Source organism: Shewanella oneidensis MR-1 (assembly GCF_000146165.2).
GTDB classification, from domain to species: domain Bacteria; phylum Pseudomonadota; class Gammaproteobacteria; order Enterobacterales; family Shewanellaceae; genus Shewanella; species Shewanella oneidensis.
This window is the reverse complement of the sequence record NC_004347.2, coordinates 944,403-966,204: the sequence shown is the minus strand read 5'-3', so window position 1 is coordinate 966,204 and position 21,802 is coordinate 944,403. Positions and strand designations below refer to the sequence as shown.

At 46.4% G+C, this 21,802-nt stretch carries 19 protein-coding genes; 6 read left to right on the top strand and 13 right to left on the bottom strand.

The genetic code is table 11. The features are described from left to right. Positions 1–10: 10 nt before the first annotated feature. The 5 genes from SO_RS04385 to tkt form a co-directional block, all read right to left on the bottom strand. On the bottom strand, positions 11–748 hold the full coding sequence (locus SO_RS04385; RefSeq protein WP_011071214.1) for a DUF481 domain-containing protein: 738 nt from the start codon (positions 746–748) through the stop codon (positions 11–13). Positions 749–885: 137 nt separating this feature from the next. Continuing rightward, the gene (gene fba / locus SO_RS04380) at positions 886–1,953 is read right to left on the bottom strand and encodes a class II fructose-bisphosphate aldolase (protein WP_011071213.1); all 1,068 of its coding nucleotides are present in this window, start codon (positions 1,951–1,953) and stop codon (positions 886–888) included. A 187-nt stretch (positions 1,954–2,140) separates the two neighbouring features. After that, positions 2,141–3,316, bottom strand: a complete 1,176-nt coding sequence (locus tag SO_RS04375) for a phosphoglycerate kinase (protein WP_011071212.1) — start codon at positions 3,314–3,316, stop codon at positions 2,141–2,143. 133 nt (positions 3,317–3,449) lie between these two features. Next, positions 3,450–4,466 (bottom strand): erythrose-4-phosphate dehydrogenase, encoded by a 1,017-nt coding sequence (gene epd / locus SO_RS04370; RefSeq protein WP_011071211.1) that lies wholly within the window; start codon positions 4,464–4,466, stop codon positions 3,450–3,452. 128 nt (positions 4,467–4,594) lie between these two features. Then, positions 4,595–6,589, bottom strand: coding sequence for a transketolase (gene tkt / locus SO_RS04365; RefSeq protein WP_011071210.1), 1,995 nt, complete (start codon positions 6,587–6,589; stop codon positions 4,595–4,597). A 477-nt stretch (positions 6,590–7,066) separates the two neighbouring features. On the opposite strand from tkt, the gene metK reads away from it, so the two are divergent. Continuing rightward, entirely contained in the window at positions 7,067–8,218 is a 1,152-nt protein-coding gene (gene metK / locus SO_RS04360) for a methionine adenosyltransferase (protein WP_011071209.1), read from the top strand. A 421-nt stretch (positions 8,219–8,639) separates the two neighbouring features. Here the strand turns inward: metK and SO_RS04355 are convergent, their stop codons facing one another. From SO_RS04355 to SO_RS04345, 3 genes are all read right to left on the bottom strand, one after another. Then, complete coding sequence (locus tag SO_RS04355) at positions 8,640–9,593, bottom strand: sensor domain-containing diguanylate cyclase (RefSeq protein WP_011071208.1); 954 nt, start codon at positions 9,591–9,593, stop codon at positions 8,640–8,642. A 374-nt stretch (positions 9,594–9,967) separates the two neighbouring features. Beyond that, positions 9,968–10,309, bottom strand: coding sequence for a hypothetical protein (locus tag SO_RS04350; RefSeq protein ID WP_011071207.1), 342 nt, complete (start codon positions 10,307–10,309; stop codon positions 9,968–9,970). 187 nt (positions 10,310–10,496) lie between these two features. Then, entirely contained in the window at positions 10,497–11,039 is a 543-nt protein-coding gene (locus SO_RS04345) for a GNAT family N-acetyltransferase (protein WP_164925627.1), read from the bottom strand. Between the two features lie 153 nt (positions 11,040–11,192). Here SO_RS04345 and SO_RS04340 point away from each other — a divergent pair, with 153 nt between their 5' ends. Then, on the top strand, positions 11,193–12,200 hold the full coding sequence (locus SO_RS04340) for a GGDEF domain-containing protein (protein ID WP_011071205.1): 1,008 nt from the start codon (positions 11,193–11,195) through the stop codon (positions 12,198–12,200). Positions 12,201–12,215: 15 nt separating this feature from the next. Here SO_RS04340 and SO_RS04335 read toward each other — a convergent pair whose 3' ends face one another. Then, entirely contained in the window at positions 12,216–12,449 is a 234-nt protein-coding gene (locus tag SO_RS04335; RefSeq protein ID WP_011071204.1) for a hypothetical protein, read from the bottom strand. A gap of 70 nt (positions 12,450–12,519) precedes the next feature. Between SO_RS04335 and SO_RS04330 the strand changes: the two genes are divergently transcribed. Then, entirely contained in the window at positions 12,520–12,936 is a 417-nt protein-coding gene (locus SO_RS04330; RefSeq protein WP_011071203.1) for an META domain-containing protein, read from the top strand. 84 nt (positions 12,937–13,020) lie between these two features. Here the strand turns inward: SO_RS04330 and SO_RS04325 are convergent, their stop codons facing one another. Beyond that, a complete protein-coding gene (locus SO_RS04325; RefSeq protein WP_011071202.1) occupies positions 13,021–14,343 on the bottom strand; it encodes a dicarboxylate/amino acid:cation symporter in 1,323 nt (440 codons plus the stop codon). Between the two features lie 162 nt (positions 14,344–14,505). After that, complete coding sequence (locus tag SO_RS04320; RefSeq protein WP_011071201.1) at positions 14,506–14,802, bottom strand: DUF4234 domain-containing protein; 297 nt, start codon at positions 14,800–14,802, stop codon at positions 14,506–14,508. A gap of 223 nt (positions 14,803–15,025) precedes the next feature. On the opposite strand from SO_RS04320, the gene SO_RS04315 reads away from it, so the two are divergent. Then, a complete protein-coding gene (locus SO_RS04315) occupies positions 15,026–15,469 on the top strand; it encodes a GNAT family N-acetyltransferase (protein WP_011071200.1) in 444 nt (147 codons plus the stop codon). Between the two features lie 58 nt (positions 15,470–15,527). Here the strand turns inward: SO_RS04315 and SO_RS04310 are convergent, their stop codons facing one another. Both SO_RS04310 and SO_RS04305 read right to left on the bottom strand, forming a co-directional pair. Further along, positions 15,528–16,820 (bottom strand): SLC5/6 family protein, encoded by a 1,293-nt coding sequence (locus SO_RS04310; RefSeq protein ID WP_011071199.1) that lies wholly within the window; start codon positions 16,818–16,820, stop codon positions 15,528–15,530. A 430-nt stretch (positions 16,821–17,250) separates the two neighbouring features. Beyond that, positions 17,251–19,818: an acylase gene (locus SO_RS04305; RefSeq protein WP_011071198.1), complete on the bottom strand. Its 2,568-nt coding sequence runs from the start codon at positions 19,816–19,818 to the stop codon at positions 17,251–17,253. 282 nt (positions 19,819–20,100) lie between these two features. Between SO_RS04305 and yjjX the strand changes: the two genes are divergently transcribed. After that, the gene (gene yjjX / locus SO_RS04300) at positions 20,101–20,640 is read left to right on the top strand and encodes an inosine/xanthosine triphosphatase (RefSeq protein ID WP_011071197.1); all 540 of its coding nucleotides are present in this window, start codon (positions 20,101–20,103) and stop codon (positions 20,638–20,640) included. Positions 20,641–20,794: 154 nt separating this feature from the next. Next, positions 20,795–21,724, top strand: coding sequence for a bifunctional helix-turn-helix transcriptional regulator/GNAT family N-acetyltransferase (locus SO_RS04295; protein WP_011071196.1), 930 nt, complete (start codon positions 20,795–20,797; stop codon positions 21,722–21,724). The last annotated feature ends 78 nt before the right edge of the window (positions 21,725–21,802 follow it).

Genomic DNA, 21,802 nt, shown 5'->3' with positions numbered 1-21,802 from the left:
ATCACATTGATTAGAACGAGTAGAGCAAAGTCATATTCGTTTCGGTATCGGTGCTCTTTTTATCGTCCAGTGGCTCACTGTTATAACGTACGATAATGGCAAACTTCATCGCCAAGGCACCAATAATATTGGCTGTGAGTGAAGTTTCCGAGCGCGCGTCTAATTTTTCACCATAGTCGGCCACAAAACGTTGCTGGAATTTCGAGGTTTCAGTAATTTCAGTTTCGAAGTTAATCACGCCGTGGGCAACAACGCTGTCATTGGAATCAGTGCCTTCTAGCAGGGCCTGTTCTGAATCAAGGCGTTGATAGATATAACCGGGACCGATTTCAACATCTAAGAAAGTCTTGCTGGTGTCCAAGAGTCTATGACCATAACCCGTTGCACCCGATAGGGTGTAGTCATAACCGGTAAAGGGATCAACTTCGTAATTAGCATTGGCAAACCAATAACTGCGGTCATTCATCTTATAGTTGCCCTGCGCACCGGCTAAATAACGCTTAGCGGTCACAGCACCCGTATCTTCTTTATATAAACCTTCTAAAAGATATTGGTTTTCCCAGTCACCTAATTCGTGTTTGAAGTTTAAGCGACCTTTGTAAGATGAGGTGTCAGTATTGCCTGTGGTTAAGGTAGCACCTAGCTCGGCTTCGCCTGCAAATGTCTTATCACCTTTAACAAAATCAGCTCCCGCATTCGCCATAAATGGCGCCGTCATCAATAGTGCCGCGGTCAGTACTTTCTTCATGTATATCCGTTCCTGTTCCGTTTAATCCCCTAAAAATCTGCGTAATTCTAACATTTACGATTGAAAAATAAAAATTCATCGATTTTTTTGCATAAAAAAGCCCGCTGATTAGCGGGCTCTGAAAAGTGATTTAAGGCTTACAGATTGATCTTAGGATCTAAGGCACCTGATTGGTAAGCTTTGTACATTGCTTGTAAAGACAAAGGCTTAATCTTAGAAGCCTGACCCGCACAACCGAAGGCTTCGTAACGAACAGTACAGATGTCTGCCATCGCTTCCATAGAGGCTTTCAGGAACTTACGTGGGTCGAACTCGCTTGGGTGTTCTGCCAAGTATTTACGTACCGCGCCGGTAGAGGCTAAACGCAGGTCGGTATCGATGTTCACTTTACGCACGCCGTGTTTGATACCTTCAACGATTTCTTCTAATGGCACGCCGTAAGTTTCAGGAATTTGACCACCGTATTGGTTGATGATCTTAAGCCATTCTTGTGGCACTGAAGATGAACCATGCATCACTAAATGAGTGTTAGGAATGCGGGCATGGATTTCTTTGATACGGTCGATACGCAGTACATCACCCGTCGGTTTACGACTGAACTTGTATGCACCGTGGCTGGTACCAATCGCAATCGCCAGCGCGTCAACATGGGTATCGGCAACAAAGCGGGCGGCTTCTTCTGGGCTGGTCAGCAGTTGGTCGTGGCTTAATACGCCTTCTGCGCCCACACCGTCTTCTTCACCGGCAGTACCGGTTTCTAAGCTACCTAAACAACCGATTTCACCCTCTACAGACACACCACAGGCGTGGGCGAATGCAACGGTTCTACGAGTGACATCAACGTTGTACTCGTAAGACGCAGGGGTTTTACCATCGGCCATTAATGATCCGTCCATCATCACTGAGGACATACCAAGTTGAATTGAACGCTGACAGATATCAGGGTCAGTACCGTGGTCTTGGTGAATACAGACTGGGATATCGGGATACTGCTCAAGCGCTGCGGTCATCAGGTATTTTAAGAACTGAGGACGGGCATATTTACGCGCACCCGCAGAGGCTTGCACGATAACAGGGCTATCAGTGGCTTCTGCGGCCTGCATGATGGCGCGCATTTGCTCAAGGTTATTTACGTTGAACGCTGGCACACCGTATCCATGTTCTGCCGCGTGATCGAGTAGTTGTCGTAGGGAAATTAACGCCATTTTTTAACTCCAATAATAGGGTGAGTTCCGTCACCGAGGTCGCTATCGTTTGGATGGATTTTTATGCTCAATCGCTCTAGTGATGTTTAAATCCCTTTAGAGAATGAGCGGTTTTTTTATAATTTTTTTATCATTTTTTCGTGCCATCGCGGCGCAGTGCCGCGATGGCGCAATACCTAACTAAATGTTAAGCACCACGTTTTTTTAGCATAGCTACAGCAGGTAACTCTTTACCTTCGAGGAACTCGAGGAAAGCGCCACCGCCCGTAGAGATATAAGAAACTTTATCGGCGATACCGTATTTATCGACCGCCGCCAAGGTGTCACCACCGCCAGCGATAGAGAAGGCTTTGGAATCCGCAATCGCGTGAGCGATGCGCTTAGTGCCTTCACCGAATTGGTCAAACTCGAACACACCAACTGGGCCGTTCCATACGATAGTGCCAGCAGACTCAATGATTTTCGCTAACGCTTCGGCACTGTCGGGGCCGATGTCGAAAATCATATCGCTATCGCCAACATCACTCACTGCTTTTAAGGTAGCAGCTGCCGTTGGGCTAAACTCACCCGCCACAACCACATCGGTAGGTACGGGAATATCGCCACCGCGGCTTTGCGCGTTCGCCACTAAGCGCTTAGCTTCATCAATTAAATCCGCTTCGTATAAGGATTTACCCACGTTGTGGCCCGCCGCAGCGATAAAGGTGTTAGCGATACCACCACCAACCACTAATTGATCCACAATGCCTGATAAGCTTTCTAATACGGTGAGCTTAGTCGACACTTTAGAGCCACCAACGATTGCCACTAATGGACGCGCTGGATTATCTAACGCCTTACCTAAAGCATCTAACTCTTGCGCCAGTAATGGACCAGCACAAGCAATTGGCGCGTATAAACCAACGCCATTCGTTGAGGCTTCTGCGCGGTGAGCCGTGCCGAAAGCATCCATCACATACACATCACATAACGCTGCCATCTTCTTAGATAACGCTTCGTCGTTTTTCTTCTCGCCTTTATTGAAGCGAACGTTTTCAAACACCACCACTTCACCTACAGCCACTTCAACGCCGTCTAAGTAGTCGGTCGCTAAGCGCACAGGACAAGACAGGGCTTTGGCCAAGTAATCGACCACAGGTTGCATGGAAAATTCGCTGTTGTACTCACCTTCGGTTGGACGACCCAAGTGAGACATCACCATTACCGCCGCGCCTTTGGCAAGGGCTAACTCGATAGTGGGGAGAGAGGCTCTAAGGCGCGCATCACTGGTGACGACGCCATTGCTGACAGGCACATTGAGATCTTCACGAATAAGCACTCGCTTACCTTGGAGATCTAAATCTGACATATTGATAATTGCCATGGTAACGCTTCCTTTTATAATCAAAAAACAAACTGGTTTTTCATCAATCGGTTAGTGTAGATAGCGATTCGGCACTCGACATCCCGTCGAATTGGCGACCCACAGTTTAACCCATTGGTATCAATTCTTATCTTCAGCTTTGTTTAGCTGCAATCATCGCCAAACTGGTATCTAACATGCGATTGGCAAAGCCCCACTCGTTATCGCACCACAGCAGCAATTTGACTAACTGCCCAGCGCTGACTCGAGTCTGGGTGCCATCGACAATACTGGAGCGCGGATCATGGTTAAAATCACAGGATACCAGCGGCTCGTCAGTATAGCCTAAGATGCCGTTAAATCGTCCATTGGCGGCCAATTCTAACACTTGATTGACGGTCGCAATATCCACTGTTTTATCTAATGTTACCGAAAGATCGATAGCTGTTACGTTGATCGTGGGAACACGCACCGAAATCGCCTCAAATTTGTCCTTCATGTGCGGCAAAATCCGCTCAATACCGCGGGCAAGTTTAGTATCAACGGGAATAATCGACTGCCCAGCCGCTCGGGTGCGGCGTAAGTCATCATGATAGGCATCAATCACTTGCTGATCGTTCATCGCTGAATGGATGGTGGTAATCGCGCCACTTTTCACGCCAAAGTGTTTATCGAGTACATCAATCACAGGCACGATACAGTTGGTGGTACATGAGGCATTAGAGACCACGGTATGCTCGGCGCGCAATAGATCGTGGTTCACACCGTAAACGATAGTGCCGTCGACATCGGCCGATGAAGGATGACTAATTAAGACTTGTTTGGCACCCGCGTGGATATGTGCTTCGCAGCTTTGGCGATCTAAAATGGCGCCAGTGGCTTCATAAACGATATCAATATCCAGCTCACGCCAAGGAAGTTTTGCCGGATCCGGCTCGTGAAAAATCTTGATGGTATCGTCGCCGATCTGCATCTGCCCATCGACTAATTTGACTCTGGGCTGAAACCGCCCGTGGGTAGTATCGTACTGGGTCAGATGAATAATGGCTTCAGGCTTAGCCAACTCATTGATTGCGACAATTTGGATTTGCTGGCGTTTTCCTGACTCATATAAAGCGCGAAGGATTGAGCGGCCAATACGACCATAACCATTGATTGCGACTCGGATCATTGAGGTCTTTATTTCCTCTTAACAATACTGCATATACAAAAACGGCCTGCAAACGATTGCAGGCCGCATTATACAGATTAACCTTTCAAAAGTTTAACCTTTTGTCGGTAATCCCATCACCTAAACAATTAGCCTAGTGATTTTGCAGCGTTCAGCACATTTTCAACGGTGAAACCGAAGTGCTTCAGTAGCACGTTGCCTGGCGCAGACTCACCGAAGGTGGTCATGCCCACAACCGTGCCTTCGAAACCAACATACTTGTACCAGAAGTCAGTATGGGCCGCTTCAATAGCGATACGCTTAGTCACGGCTTTTGGCAGTACAGATTCTTTGTACGCTGCATCTTGCTTATCAAACTCAGTGTTTGATGGCATAGAAACCACACGCACTTGCTTGCCTTGTTCAGTCAGAGTCGCAGCTGCTTCCATCGCTAATTGTACTTCGCTACCGGTAGCGATCAGGATGTACTCAGGCGTAGCTGCACAATCTTGCAGTACGTAAGCGCCTTTTGCCACATTGGCTAATTGCTCAGCAGTACGTGCTTGAGCCTTCAGGTTTTGACGGCTGAAGATCAGTGATGTAGGAGCATGACGACGTTCAATTGCTGCTTTCCACGCAACTGCGGTTTCTGCCGCATCACAGGGGCGCCATACCGCCATGTTTGGCGTCATACGCAAGTTAGCTAATTGCTCAAACGGGTTGGTGAGTTGGCCGTCTTCACCTTGACCGATAGAGTCATGGGTGTAAACGAAGATGTTTTGAATACCCATCAGTGCAGACATACGTACAGCGTTACGTGCGTATTCCATAAACATCATGAAAGTCGCGCCGTAGTTGATGAAACCACCGTGCAGAGACACACCGTTCATGATGCCACTCATACCAAACTCACGCACACCGTAGTACACGTAGTTACCCGCTGGATCATCTTGAATCCCTTTAGAACCTGCCCACAAGGTCAGGTTAGAACCTGCTAAGTCAGCACTGCCGCCTAACAGTTCAGGTAGAATCGCACCGAAAGCTGCAATCGCGTTTTGTGACGCTTTACGGCTCGCAATACCTTCGCCTTTGGCTTGGCATTCTTGGATAAAGGCTTGGGCTTTAGCTTCGAAATCGGCTGGTAATTCACCTTTCAGAACGCGACGCTCGTATTCAGCAGCTAATTCTGGGTAAGCAGCAGCATAAGCGGCAAACTTGTCGTTCCATGCGGCTTCACGGGCAGCTCCCGCGTCTTTGGCATCCCAACCTGCGTATACGTCGGCAGGGATTTCGAATGGCGCATGTGGCCAGCCTAAGAATTCACGGGCAGCGGCGATTTCCGCATCACCTAATGGTGCGCCGTGGCAATCGTGGCTGCCAGATTTGTTTGGCGAACCAAAACCGATAATGGTTTTGCAGCAGATCATGGTTGGTTTGTCGGTCACGGCTTTTGCCGCTTCAATAGCCGCGCGAATCGCATCGCTGTCGTGACCATCGACGTTAGCAATTACGTGCCAGCCATATGATTCGAAACGTTTTGGCGTGTCATCAGTAAACCAGCCTTCAACATGGCCGTCGATAGAGATGCCGTTGTCATCCCAAAATGCGATCAGTTTGCCTAAGCCTAAGGTACCTGCCAGAGAACAAGCTTCGTGGGAAATACCTTCCATCAAGCAACCATCGCCGAGGAAGCAGTAAGTGTAGTGGTCAACAATCTCGTGACCTTCACGGTTAAACTGTGCCGCTAAGGTTTTTTCTGCAATCGCCATACCCACAGCGTTGCTGATCCCCGCACCTAATGGACCCGTTGTGGTTTCAACACCTGGGGTGTAACCATATTCTGGGTGACCTGGGGTTTTAGAATGTAACTGACGGAATTGCTTCAGTTCATCCATTGGCAGATCGTAGCCAGTGAGGTGTAATAAAGAGTAGATCAGCATAGAGCCGTGACCGTTAGAGAGGATAAAGCGATCTCTATCTACCCATTTCGGATTGTTCGGGTTGTGCTTAAGGAAATCATTCCACAGCACTTCAGCAATATCTGCCATGCCCATTGGGGCGCCAGGGTGGCCTGAGTTTGCTTTTTGAACTGCATCCATACTTAACGCACGGATTGCGTTGGCGAGTACTTTACGGGAAGACATGCTCTCTCCTGCTTAATTTGTGGGGGTCTAGCGGGCAATTTGGATGCATATTTTCCCCTACATAGCGAAGCGACGCAAACGAAAATTCATCACAATCTTGCCTGGCCATCCCCAATAGGACTTTTTACGATAAAAAATGGCTTAAGGATGAACTATTCAAGCTAAGGCTTCGTACTTTATGCCGCTATGACAATACTCTGTACGATTTTCCCCAAAGCTCGTCGCGGTGGAAAAGAGGAAATGCCGCCGCGCATTCTCAGCGGAATCAGATGGATTTAAAACACTTTTAATTAATTATTTTCAATCAGTTAAATTAAAAAAATGCTTTTTAGTTCAAATTTTAAAGCTGAGATTTACCTCACTAAGTACAGAAATATTTAGCTTTGGGGGTGTCATGGCGATGAAATTCCACTAAAATAGCCGTCTAGATGTAGATGCTTCTACACGTTTGATTGCTAACAACGAGATTTTCCTACTATGGCAAAGCACTTGTTTACTTCTGAGTCGGTCTCAGAAGGTCATCCCGATAAAATTGCAGATCAGATTTCTGATGCTGTGCTAGACGCGATTCTGGCTCAAGATCCTAAAGCACGCGTTGCGTGCGAAACGTATGTCAAAACTGGCATGGTATTAGTAGGTGGCGAAGTGACCACCTCTGCCTGGGTTGATATTGAAGAGCTGACCCGTAAAACGGTTCGTGAAATTGGTTATATCCATTCAGATATGGGCTTTGATGCCGATTCTTGCGCAGTATTAAACGCTATTGGTAAACAGTCTCCAGACATCAACCAAGGTGTTGACCGCGCCGATCCAAAAGAACAAGGTGCCGGCGACCAAGGTTTAATGTTTGGTTATGCCAGCAACGAAACTGACATTCTGATGCCAGCGCCTATCACTTATGCCCACGCATTAGTGAAGCGCCAATCAGAAGTGCGTAAAAACGGCACCCTACCATGGTTACGCCCAGATGCGAAAAGCCAAGTTACCTTCGCCTACGAAGACAACAAGATTGTTGGTATCGATGCGATCGTATTGTCTACCCAGCACAGCCCTGATATCGCTCAAGCGGATTTGATTGAAGGCGTGATGGAAACCATCATCAAGCCAGTTCTGCCAGCACAATGGCTGAACAAGGATACTAAATACTTCATCAACCCAACTGGCCGTTTCGTTATCGGTGGTCCAATGGGTGACTGTGGTTTAACCGGTCGTAAGATCATCGTAGACACCTACGGTGGTATGGCGCGTCACGGTGGTGGAGCTTTCTCGGGTAAAGACCCATCTAAAGTTGACCGTAGTGCTGCTTACGCTGCGCGTTATGTGGCGAAAAACATCGTTGCTGCTGGCTTAGCTGATCGCTGTGAGATCCAAGTATCTTATGCTATTGGTGTGGCTGAACCGACTTCTATCAGTGTTGAGACTTTCGGTACCGGTAAAGTATCTGAAGAAGTCTTAATCAAGCTAGTACGTCAACACTTCGACCTACGCCCATATGGCCTAACTGAAATGTTGAACTTAGCGCGTCCAATTTACCAAGCGACCGCCGCTTATGGTCACTTTGGCCGTAGTGAATTCCCATGGGAAGCAACCGATAAAGCCGAAGCACTACGCGCTGATGCAGCTCTGTAAACTGCACTAAGCTTGTAAACTTAAGCATAAAAACCGCCGTTAGGCGGTTTTTTTATGCTCTATATTCAATCCACGGCGTCTCGCGTTTCGAACTATGCCGCAACCATCGCACTTTAACCTAATACTCTAGGGCGTGTTGACGTTTCGAGATTAGATTTTGTTCGTTCTGGCAAGTTCGTGCTCGCGAAACGAGGAATGATGTGTAGTTATTCTACTCAAATGACGAGTGACAAAGAGCAAGGGCTTGCCAGACGAACCCTTCGGGCAGCATTTGGCTGGCTTTTCTGCCGCGTTATCGTCCGTTTATGTAGAATAACTACACAGCACGGACTTTGCCTTGCATAAAAGCCAGCCAAATTGCTGCAAAAATAACCCTGAAACGTCAACACGCCCTAGTGAGTGAGCACGCAGTCAGCCCAAATTACTCCGTAAAACTAGGCTCACTATGCACTCCATGGAAACAATTTTTACCCGATCGTTTAGCGACATATAATGCGGCATCAGCGGCAGTAAGCAACTGAGTTTCTGACTCGCCAAGATTGGCATAGAGCGTTGCGACACCAATACTCGCACTCAATCGAATATCATCCTGAATAACAAAATCCAACGTTTTAATCGCCCGACAAATCTCTCCTGCAATATGCTGTGCATTTTCTCTATCAGTATTCCCTAGGATTAACACAAACTCATCTCCTCCAAACCGACAAGGCAAATCTGCAGGACGCTGACAAAAAGACTTCAATATTCGTCCCACCATCTGCAGTGAATCGTCCCCCACCTGATGACCAAGATGATCATTACAGGTTTTGAAGTTATCCAAATCCAGCATGATGAGGGAAAGCGGCGTTTGTTCTCGCTGACTTCGACGCCACTCATTGTGCAAAAAACGGGTAAATAAGCGGCGATTGGCTAATCCAGTTAATGGATCATGCTCCGAAAGATCTGCGATTTCTAACTCTAGCAACTTACGCTCAGTAATATTGACATGGGAAATGGCATAAAACTCAGGCACGAGCCCCTTAACCGCGACAACTCGCATCATAAAATATCGACAGATATCAGGACTGTGGCAGGGATATTCCATATAAAACCGCTCTTGGTCATGTTGAATGACACGACGAATGCCCTCCATTGCCGTCAGGGCAAGCGGCTCATCAGAGCTTGCACAAACATTGATATAATTAGTCCCTATCCAGTTGTGGCCCTTCGGCATGCCATTTTGTTCAGCAAACCGATTCCATGAAAGATTGGTAAATTGAATGACACCATTCCGGTCAATGACTGAAATTTGGTCCTCCAATGAATCTAATAGGGCAGCGAGTAGTTTTGCATGCTCTACAAAGTACGAGCCATCACTCCAATCATCATTTGCCATGGCAGCATCCATCCTGCAGCTAAAGGTAAAATACTCTATCCATAGATAATCGGATTAAGTAAAGCAGCTAACTCCAAGTTAGCCAAGGCCACACATACCTTCAAAGAAGTAAGCAATTACATGCGCAAGATAACCCCATGAAAAGGTCAATTGCCGACGCATAGTTCGAGGAAGGTTTTAATCTTCGAGGTTGAAGAAATGGCCCATCGCTAAATAGGCGTTAAGTTAGCGTGCTATGGCCAATAAGATTTACTCAGAAAAATTGTTTATTATTAATCAATTAGCTAGATGAACAATTCCACGAGCCAAGTAACATGACAGTACACTTAAATGAATTTAGTTACTGCAATGGATATTGGGTAAACACTTACCCCTTAGCAATGATCAAAATGGGCGTTTTGCATACACAGCAGATTTATCTGAGCAGAAGATAACAAGGCACACTCCTGTAAACCGATAATCTTCGCGCGCCGAATGTCATCATCGGCCACGCGAATGATGTCGGCATTGTAGGCATTTGTCCTGCCACAATCGAGCCAACAATCATCGAGTTGAACCCAATAGTGGCTGCGACTATCGCCACAATCGACCTCAAATCCCTTGGCTTGAAATTGTTGCGATGCGCATTCGGATAACAACACTCGCAGATTGTCCCAAGCGGATAAATTAGCCTTGCCATAGGTTATTAGCAGCTTATTGACTAGGGTGTTAATCATTATTTTCCTTTAAATAACATGCTTTACTTGCGGACTAAGCATGGCCTTAGTACAGAACAGCCCCCTTAGACAAGAGTGACTTCACTTACAGCTTCATTTACAAAACTGGGCTTCAATGTTGCTGTAAATACCTTAACCGAGAGGCCAGCAAATTACGTTAGCATCCGTTTATAAAAAGCAAAATCGACTAGGAGCGAATTTCAACACGCAATAGGTAATAATCCCTATCAGAAAAAGTAAAAAAATCTGCAACGTGCATATTAGCTTTGCGGGTATGAGCAGCCAAAGACCGCTCGTTTTCATCGGCGATAAAGGTCACCATATAATCAAAGCTAGGTGCAACTTCTCGATAAATCCCAGCGATAAGTGCCTCAAAAACCCCTTGACCACGGTGAGCGTTATCAATCCAGATTGGACCGTATTGGCAGCTATTTTGTGTTGTCAGTTGAGGGCCATCGCCATTCATTCGATTCAATCGTTGCAACATATTGCGATAAATTGGCCAAGTTTCAAAAAACGACCAACGTCCCGCAATCACGTAACCTATAATGCGCCCGTTAACTTCAGCAACCACAATCCAATGTTTTTCAACTAACTGGGTCAATTCCGTTCGAGTAAATGCCTGCCCCTCTAAATGAAAACCACCAGATATTAACTCGTCATTAAGATGCTGGCGCTCTAACGTGGCCAATGTATCAATATCTTGTTTGGTGGCTAATCGCGTTTGCATAATAGGAATGTCCAAGGTGAGCTTATGGCCAGATTCTAGGCGCGCCAGTATACTTAAATTATCGATAAACACTTTAATTTTTAGGGATAAATTTGCTAATCATGCCATTGTTTCCCAAACTTACTCTATTGTAAGCCATTAACTCGTCATTCTATGCTACCAGATGCTATTAATCCCCAAATGAGTGTGCTGGACAACGATCTGCTTCAGGTCAATTTAGGCCGATGGATGCAACAATGCGAATTAATTAAAAGTTACTACAACGCTAGCCACGTATTTGTATTGCAGATGACTCATTCTGGTTTTGAAGTCATTGTCAGCTCAGTCAGCGAAACGCCTCTTTTTACCTCGGGCACGCTTTTTCAACGTAATTTTCCACTCTTTCAAACATTAGAGAATAGTAACCTCGAAGGAGACTACCTCAATTTAAGCCGTTTTATGCTCGATGAACTGCCTAGGGATTTTGACGGTATTCAATACATTCTTTCCCGCCCTATCGCTTGGCCTGACGGCTGTCAGTTTGGTTCGTTATGTGTATTAAATCCCCATATGGCCGATCCTTTAAGCAACAGCGCCATGCTTGAGCCTTTCCAAATTTTGCTGCAACAGGAATTATCCCTGCTTTGCCAAAATCATCGTATCGAGTCACTATCGATGCGCGATCAAGAGACAGGTATGCTCAACCATTACGGCTTTATGATGATGGCGCCAAGGCAGCTCAATCTGGGGCGACGCTTTGGCGCCCATGCGGGAATTATTTTCTTTAAATTAACCGAATCGACCGAAAACACCTTAGAGGAGAAACACCACAGGCTGCTCGGTAATCTGATCCAAGATACGATTCGTACTGCAGATGTGGCCGCTCACTTGAGTGCGACCCAATTTGTGGTGTTAGCCTTTATCGACGGTGAGCGCGATATATTGCATATTGTAAAGCGAGTAGAAAAACAATTAGAGCAACAAAACCCTCATCTTAAGCTCGACACTGGCTATAGTTTTTTTGCCCCTGAATCGACAGCCAAACTCGCCCCCATGATGGAAGATGCCCGTGGAAAATTAACATCTATGTCGCCAAAAAACACCCAGACCAACGGCAATCAGACGCAAATCATCAATGCAGCGCTTTATGATAATCCCTCAGTTGACTCCGCCGAGCTTTAAGTTACTGAAGCGCCATTAATCCTTTGACAACTCATCCTGACGTTTCGCCCATTGAATAAATAACACCACGGGATACGGTGACATCAACACTAAGCCTAAGCCAATTAGGCTCGCGATCAGCAACATACCACTGATTTCTAGACTCCATTGGGTCAACATATAAAACCCAAGTCCACAAACTAACATTAAAACGCCTAACCAATGTAAAAACTTCAACAAATTCATAGTTCTTTTAATGGCATCTGTCATATAAACCTCTTTTTATCTCTCGCTAAAGTTGTACACTATTGCCATGAATATGGAAGAAGGAACCGAGACAATGTTAAAACAAACATTTCTATTAAGCGCATTACTTTTTGGCTTAAGTGCATGTCAGAGCACAGACGTCGCCAAGCAGGACACAGTCCCATTACAGGGAAGCTGGCATATTGAAGCAGTCCAAGGTCAACCAACTGTGGATTACAGCCCAGCTCAAATCACCTTTGATGCCGAAGGTAAGATTTCAGGCAATAACAGCTGTAATAACTTTTTTGGTCAATACAGCCAGCAAGGGCAGGAGTTAAAAATCATCCCTGGCGGCAGCACCATGAAAGCCTGTGTCGATGCGCTAATGCAGCAAGAACACAAAGTGATGCAAGCCCTACCACTGGTCGCTAAGGCCAAATTAGTAGAAGGCCGCCTGACATTACTCAGCAGCGACGATAAAGCTGTTTTCGTGTTAAGCCAGCTAAAATAAAGCAGTATCGATAATAAAAAACCGCCTACATGGCGGTTTTTTACTAAGATCGAATCCGTTATCTCAAGCGATTAACTCATAGCACTAACGCTGAGTCGCAGCGCTTTCATTTGCGGCATTTTGCTCTGCAATCACAGCACTTTGCACCATATCGGCATTATAGTGCTCAACATCAAGTTCATTTTCCGATTTGGCAATCACGGTCGTCGCGACTAAGTCGCCAGAAACGTTCACTACGGTACGTGCCATATCCAAAATACGGTCAATACCAGCAATCAAGGCCACACCTTCCAAGGGCAAGCCCACAGTCGAGAGTACTAAGGTCAACATGACTAACCCCGCACCTGGTACGCCCGCTGTACCGATTGAAGCTAAGGTTGCCGTTAAAATAATGGTTAAATAATCGACCCAAGTTAAATCGATACCAAAGGCCTGCGCCACAAACAGTGCGGTTACGCCTTGGTATAAGGCGGTGCCATCCATATTGATGGTCGTGCCTAAGGGCAAGACAAAGCTAGAAATCTTCTTGTTCACCCCGAGGTATTCACTCGCACACTTCATACTTGCGGGTAAAGTGCCTGCTGAACTCGAAGTGGTAAACGCCACCGCCATCGCATTGCTGATCCCCTTGAAAAAGTGCAAGGGATTAAGCTTGGCAAACAAGCGCAATACTATGCTGTAGAAACCTAACACATGGATAATACAGCCAATATAAACGGCGATAATGACTTTGATCAGCGGCCACAGCATATCAATACCGTATTCACCCGCCACCCATGCCATCAAGCCAAACACACCATAGGGCGCAAGCTTCATCACCATATCGGTCAGCTTGTACATGGCCTCAGCAAGACTCTCAAATACTTTAATCGCAGGTTTGCCATGGTCGCCAATCAATACCAATGCAATCCCGAGTGCCACAGCAAAGACAATCACTTGCAGGATTTGACCACTGGCCAATGCTGCAACAGGGTTTGTTGGCACTATATCGATCAGCGTTTGCATCACCGAGGGCACTTCTTTGGCGGTATTTACCGCCTCATGCTGTAGTAACGGTACGCCAGCACCTGGCTGAATCACATAGCCCACCACTAAGCCTAGGCTTATCGCAATCGCAGTTGTACAGAGATAAAACGAAAAGGATTTAAAACCAATCCGCCCCATTTTGGCCGTGTCTTCCATAGAGGTGACACCGACAATTAAAGAACAAAATACTAAAGGTACAATCAGCATCTTGATGGTATTCACAAACAGCGTGCCGATAGGTTTTAGGTAAGAAGCCTGCTCGCCTAAAGTGACCCCCACCAGAATCCCAAGCACCATACCAACGAAAATTTGCAGCCACAGGGGCACTGACATCCAGGAAGACCAGATCCGGCCTAAGGCTGATGACCTTTGTTTTGACATGTTTATAACCTTGAATTTGAAATGATGATAGGGCGAAGCCTTATCCTTGGCGGGACTAACCTTCAATTAGCCAGCCGCGGAGTCTAACATAAGGAGCAAAATGCTAAGGATGATCTATGTCACGTTGACATCAACCGCTGCAAAATCCTCCTAAGACTGAGCTTAAGCCTCAAATTGTGCCGAACGGGCGGAGGCGGCAAAACGTTGGCGGTATAAGGATGCGGGCGGCTGCTCACACTCGATAAGATAACTCCAATAATCATCATCAAAACCGCTAAAGAGTGACTGATTATCCCCCTGAGATTTTAGGATCAAATACCACCAAACTAAGCCCCATAACCCAAAGGTAATTAAGGTGAGAATAAAGTGCATCACATGATTAATTTGAAGATCTTTTGGAGCATCATGGGCTTGTAAAAACTTGGGTTTAAAGCGACGTGTTGATTTAACGAATCCCATAATTGCGACACTCTGTACTAGTGAAAACCTTATTCAAGCCTAGCAGACTAGACTTTAGTCGTACAAAATTTAGGTGCAAAAAAATAGGGTTTATTGAGCATAAGCAAACTCGTCCTGATAAACGGTTCTGTGCTACAGTGTGCCGCCTAACTCATCCCGATACATCAGCGTTATCCCTAAACACAAGAGCGGTAAATCCCATTAACCGCCGAGGAATTGTAATATGTTGATCCGTAAAGCCAAAGTGCAAGATCTAAGCGCATTAGTCCAATTTAATCAGGCGATGGCGCAAGAAACCGAAGGTCTTGCTTTAGATGAAACCACCCTTATAAAAGGCGTCAATACCTTACTCAATCATCCGGAAAAAGGCTTTTATCTCGTGGCTGAAATAGAAGGGGAAATTGTCGGTTCGCTGATGGTCACCTTCGAGTGGAGCGACTGGCGAGCCAAAGATTATTACTGGATCCAAAGCGTGTATATTCGCCCGCAAAATCGCCGTCAGGGGATTTATGGCAGACTTTATGCCGAAGTGAAACAACTGGCAGAGGCTAATGGCGGCGCTGCGAGCTTCCGCTTATATGTGGAGCAGGAAAATACTACCGCGCAGCAAACCTATCAGGCCTTAGGGATGAAGCAAAGTTACTATCTGATGTACGAAGAAAAGTAATAAAAAAGGATCGAGCAATGCTCGATCCTTTCATTTAAAACGCTTATGTATCTCAGTCTTAACTGAGTAGACCAAATAGAATCGCCGTCATCGCCAGTAAACCAGCAATCACCACAAACACATTGCTGATACGGTGACGGTATGCTTTAAGTGCCGGTACTTTATACACCGCATACATTGGCATTAAGTACAAAATTGCCGCAATCACCGGGCCGCCCAGCGCCTCAATCATCCCCAGAATGCTTGGGTTTTTAATCGCAACGCCCCAAATCGTGGCAAACATAAACACTAAGATAAACTTGTTCAGCTTATCCTCGCTGACTTGCTTTTTGCTTGAGCGTAATTGCTTAACAATAATGCCCTTCATACCTTCAGTAGCGCCCATATAGTGACCAAAGAAGGAAGACACAATCGCGATAAAGGCAATGAAAGGACCAAAATAGCTGACAAAACCGCTGTCATGCACGTTTGCTAGATAAGACAAAATCGGCAGGTTCTTTGCCTTCGCTTCGGCCAATTGTTCAGGCGACAGCGACAAGACGCAGGAGAACACAAACAGCATCACAAATCCGACTAACATCATCGAAGTATTACGCAGGATCACATCGGCCTTACGTGCGGCATTCGCGCCATGGTCACGTTTTAAGGAAACCGAAAATTGTGAAATCGCCGGAGAATGGTTAAAGGCGAACACCAATACAGGAATGGTTAACCACACAGTCCCTAAAAAAGCACCTGTTTCAGGCACAACCTGCAGTGCATCCATTTTCCATTCAGGAATAAGATACACAGACATAAAGGCCAAAATCCCCACCAGCGGATACACCAGCAGCTGAGTCACCTTCAGCATAAATTGCTCACCCGCCACCATCACGGCCATCATGCCGAAAATCAAGATACCCGAAAGCAGAAAACGCGGTGGTGATGCCATGCCTAATTGATTAACGATAAAGCTATCGACAGTATTGGTGATCCCAACGCCATAGATCAACACGATAGGATAAATCGCTAAGAAATAAAGCAAAGTAATTGCTTTACCTGCGCCAATCCCAAAGTGCTCTTCCACTACTTGGGTAATATCACTGCCGGGAATGCTAGATGAGCATACGAAGCGCGAAAGACCACGGTGAGCCAAATAGGTCATAGGTCCGATGATAATGGCCATCAAGACTAAGGGCCAAAAACCGCCCATGCCCGCATTGATGGGTAGAAATAAGATACCTGCCCCCACAGCGGTACCAAATAAACTTAGCATCCAAGTAGTATCTTGGCGCGTCCAAGGTAAGCGTCTTGTTGTGCTTTCTTGAGTGCTTTGAGGTGTTTCGAGAACACTGATCGCATCTTTTTGCATATTTAAACTACCTTACGGTGAAACCGCATAAAAAATTCGACGTAAGGATAGCGAAAAAGCTTAAGCAAAAGTTGATCTAAAACCATTTTAAGTAAGGGAATTTCAAATAAAGCTGGGATTGGGATCTTGATCGATTATTTTGTGTAATAAGTTTTCAATAGCGCATCAAAATGATCACAATATATCACCAAGAAAGCACAGTAAATTTACCCATAGGCCTAAGTAGCGACATCGTCCTGTCGTCGATAAAAGCCACAAAAACGCACCAACTCACAAAAAAGAGCAAAACAAGACCAAGATCAACCAACCCATATAGAAGCTTGAAGTAGATCACAGGCTGCATTGTTAAATTTTTACATTTTGTAACGGTGACACAGCCCATAAAAAGGCCCACCTAAGTGGGCCAATAAATCACCATTCGACTAGCGCATTATTGAGCTTTTTGCAGCATCAACTCAGTGGTTGAGACTACGGCTGGCGCAATATCGGCCTCCTTAAACAGTAAAGGACGGAAACTCTTACTGCTGGAATACAGATCGCTTTGATCGGTAAAGGAAGGCGAGAGTATATTGCTCGACTGAGAATAAGTGAGTATGCCACGTGCGACCGGTCCTTCATCGGTAAAGCTCACCGCCATCATCCAACTGGAACCGTAACGTATTTGGTAACCCTTGGCCGTCATGCCAGAGCCCATCGCTTTACCTGTAACCACATCCTTGAGTGGCGCATATTTATGTTGTGGAATTAGCGTATCATCACCCGACAAGCTGGTTGAAAACACGTTAAAGCCACCTTCGGCATTATGCGTCCCCGGCCAAGGTAAACGCACACCGCTGGCAGTGCCATCGGGGAGCGATTTCTCAACAAATTGCACCTCACCCAGCGGCGCATCTAATGCAAAACCCGCGGATTCTAAATTCAGCGCCGCTTGGGCAAGCGCCACTAACACGCTGCCGTCGGTAGCCAGTGTATTCGGTGTTGTCGCCGCATTAGCAGGATCAAACCCTTTGGTCAGCATCGTCTTTTGATTAAAGAGATGGGCAAATTCACGCAGTAAGGCGCCGCCTTTACTGTCGTTATCTTGCTTACCATTCCACGCTTTCAAGGCGGCGCAGGCTGAGGTCAGATCTTTCGATAAACTCGCAGACACCACCACAGGCGTACTGCCCTGTGCCTCACATTGGGCAATTAACGCTGGCAAAACCAGTTCAGCCAAATAGCTGCGATTTGATAATACCGCAGCCTCCAACTCTTGCAGGTTGAATTTGCCATCTGTGCCCGCCGCATCCTGCATTAGGGTTAATCCCATACGGGTACGTAGTGATAACTGACCGGCTTCTTGGCCATACATGGGCGAGAAGTAAGTCAATGGTTCATTCAGGTTAGTAGACCAGAAGGAATCATTGGAGTTTTGCACAAAGTCGCTGCGCTCAAGCTTAGGCGCCCGCTCATAGGGGTTTGGGCCACTAAAGCTAAATAAAGAGGTATTACCGGGCAAAATAGTAAAGCCTGCTTTCTGTTTTGCCGCCTTAATATCGGGTGAAGTCTTTAACAGCACAACGGCAGACTCGGACAAACCGGGTACTGTCGAGTCGTCGATATAAAAGGCATTCCCCTCTTTATCGGCATACATAGTGTTGTTGAAAATAACCCCGTCATAGTCTTTAAAGGCTTGTTGGAATTCATCTTTATTGGTCGCTAGGTTCATGGCGAGCCAGTGATCGACAGGATCCATTGTCGCCATATTGGCGTCTTGGAGCATAAAGGCACTGCCATCATCCCAACCAAAAGGCGCTAGCGTAGGTGGCGCTTCGACCATAGGGCCTTTCGCCGTGGTGTAAATATCTTTTTCAGCCACGACCATACCCGCTGGACCGGCGTTCACTATGATAGAAACCGTCTCTTTGTTGATCGGCATGGGCTTACCATCAAACAAATATTGCAATCTGTCACCCGAGACCAGCTCTAAGTTATACATCACAAAATGCTCAGCAGTAGAGAAGGTATGAGTCCAAGCTAAGTCTTTGTTAAAGCCAATATTGATTGGACCAGGCATCCCCACCAGCGAGCCACCCATCATATCTAAATGCCCAGGAATAGTGATATGGGATTGCCAGAAACGCAGGTTACCCGTGTGCGGGAAATGCGGGTTGCCGAGCACCATACCGCGGCCATTTTCGGTCTTGTCTTTACCGAGTCCCCAGCCGTTAGAACCTAAATCCCGTGGATTGGTCTCCGGCGTAGTGATACGTGCAGCGCGGGCAATTAATTTAGACTGCATATCGCTAACAAACGCGGTCTGCTCTTGGCTCGGCGCAGGTCCCACGATACGCGGCATATATTCTTGGCCATCCCCTGGGTTTGCATAGAAAATTAAATCGAGGAAGTTAGCCGCACCGGGTAATAGGGCGATGGAAAACAGATAAGTGACCACATCTTCTGGCACAATGGGCTTCACCCAAGGTTGGCCGCCACAGAAAGGTTCTGCTGTTTGCTTACCCGCTTCCACATCGGCGAGATATTGGTTATAACCCGCGGTAAAACCTTGGATTAATGCGCGGGAACGTTCGCTAAACTGTGGCCATTTGGCTTCGGCTTGCTGACGGATCTTTAAGGCTTTATAGGCAAAGTCCGAGATTAAGTTGCCATTATCCTCTGCTGTGGGTTGGCCCGTGGTGAAATCAATCGACGCATGGGGACCAAAGTACATTGAGCGCTGGGAATTCGCCTTAATAAAGCCATCGGCGAGTACACAGAGATTGTCCTGCGCCTGCGCATAGCCGCTACCAAAACCTAAGCTTTCTAGGTTATCGGCTTGGATATGCGGTACACCGTAGGTAGTTCGTCGGATATTGGCTTTTAGCAACCCATTGGGCGCAAAGGTTTGCAGCTTAGTTTCAGGTTCGGTAGGTGGAGTGCTATCTTCGCTATCGTTACAGCCTGTTAGCATAACGCCGCAGGCCATCCCCATCGCGATCATGAGTTTGTTGAATTTCATTATTATTATCTCTTGGTTTTGGTTCCTTCAATGACATCACTTCACTGCTTGAATCAGCTAACTTACTGAAGGAGCAATAATCGTATGTCGTTTCCTGATGCTCGGCTGTGGCTATTTGCTCCCCATACATTCGCTTTTTACTAAGCTTTTTCACTGAACTCTTTTTACTGAGTCCTAGCAACGAATATGGCAGAATAGAAAACCCATAGACGAGACACCTCAGACCATTTAAGCAATGATTCAAACGAGCGTCTACCTTAAAAAACTAAATAGCCAACTAATATGCAACAAAACATTATCAAGGTAATCGTCGGGTCGAAAAATCCCGTCAAAGTCAATGCGGCTGCAAATGCGATGACGCTGCTTTTTCCGGAATACCAAATCCAAACAATTGGAATGGATGCCCCCTCTGGCGTGCCCGCACAACCCATGACGGATAGCGATACCCGCCAAGGTGCAATCAATCGCGTTAACTATTGCCAACAACATGCTGAAGCTGATTATTATTTTGCGATGGAAGGCGGCGTCGACCATTTCGAGTTTGGTCCAGCAACCTTTGCTTATATTGCGATAGCTCACCAGCAACGCTTAAGCATTGGCCGCGGCGCACTCTTACCTCTGCCGAGGCAGGTTTATCAGGCACTAGAAGCGGGTGAAGAATTAGGCCATGTGATGGATAGACTGTTTAATACGGTCAACATTAAGCAAAAAGGCGGCGCAATTGGCTTACTCACCCATGGCCATGCCACGCGTGAAAGCAATTATACCCAAGCGCTCATCCTCGCCATGGCGCCGTTTTTAAATCCCGAGATTTACCTGTAAATTTGTTAATAAAATATTGCAAAACAATTCAGGGCCCGCTAATTTAGTTGTAACTAGCAACTAAATTCTTTGGTGTGGCTCCTATGCTTATCCATTGGATATCGGTGCTCGCTAGGCTCAACATTGGCGTAACTTAAAGGCATTAAATTCGACTATGGCAAATGATTTAGGCTCTTCTAGCCAACTCAGGCAGCTCTCCCGCTATATGGTGAGACATTTAGGCATGCTTAACGCAGCGGTAGGTGATTTACCCCTCTCCCCCGTGCAGGCCCATGCCTTGCTTGAGATAGGTAATCAACCACAAACCATTAAGGATCTCGCCAACAAACTCAGCATTGATAAATCCAATGCCAGCCGAGCCATCAAACACTTGATCGATAAGCATCTCGCCCAAAGTCAAATGCACCCACGGGATAGTCGTTGCCTTGTCGTGCAACTGACTCCTGCGGGTAAAAAGCTACTCGCAAAACTCGATAACCAACAAAATCAACTATTTAAAGAAATCTTAGCGCAACTCACCCCTGATCAAATTCAACATATTGAGCAGGCGCTGATGCAGTACAACCAAGCAATACATAAAACCAAACAGCAATCGGGTTGTATTATTCGTGTAGCCTCAGCCACCGATGATGCCGCCATAGCCCAAGTTATCCGCGATGTATCTGCCGAATATGGTTTGACCGCAGATAAAGGCTATAGCGTGGCCGATCCCACCTTAGATTGTTTAAGTCAGATTTATTCGCAAGCGGGTGCTCAATATTGGGTTGTTGAATATGAAGGTAAAGTCGTTGGTGGTGCAGGCATTGCCCCACTTGCCAATAATGCAGGCATTTGTGAACTACAAAAAATGTACTTTATGCCCGAAATCCGCGGTAAAGGCTTAGCTAAACGTTTAGCACTACTCGCTCTCGACTTTGCCCGTCAAACGGGTTACCAAAGCTGCTACTTAGAAACGACTGCGATATTAAAAGAAGCACTCAAGCTCTACGAACACTTAGGTTTTTACCCTCTCAGCGCACCACTAGGAAATACCGGCCACGATGCCTGTGAGATCCCGATGTTATTGCCATTACAGCCTGAATAATGCCATTTAGCAGCCTATGGACGGGCTGCCAACCTCGCTAATCTTTGCTATCTTCTTCGCTAAAAATCCGGATTGATA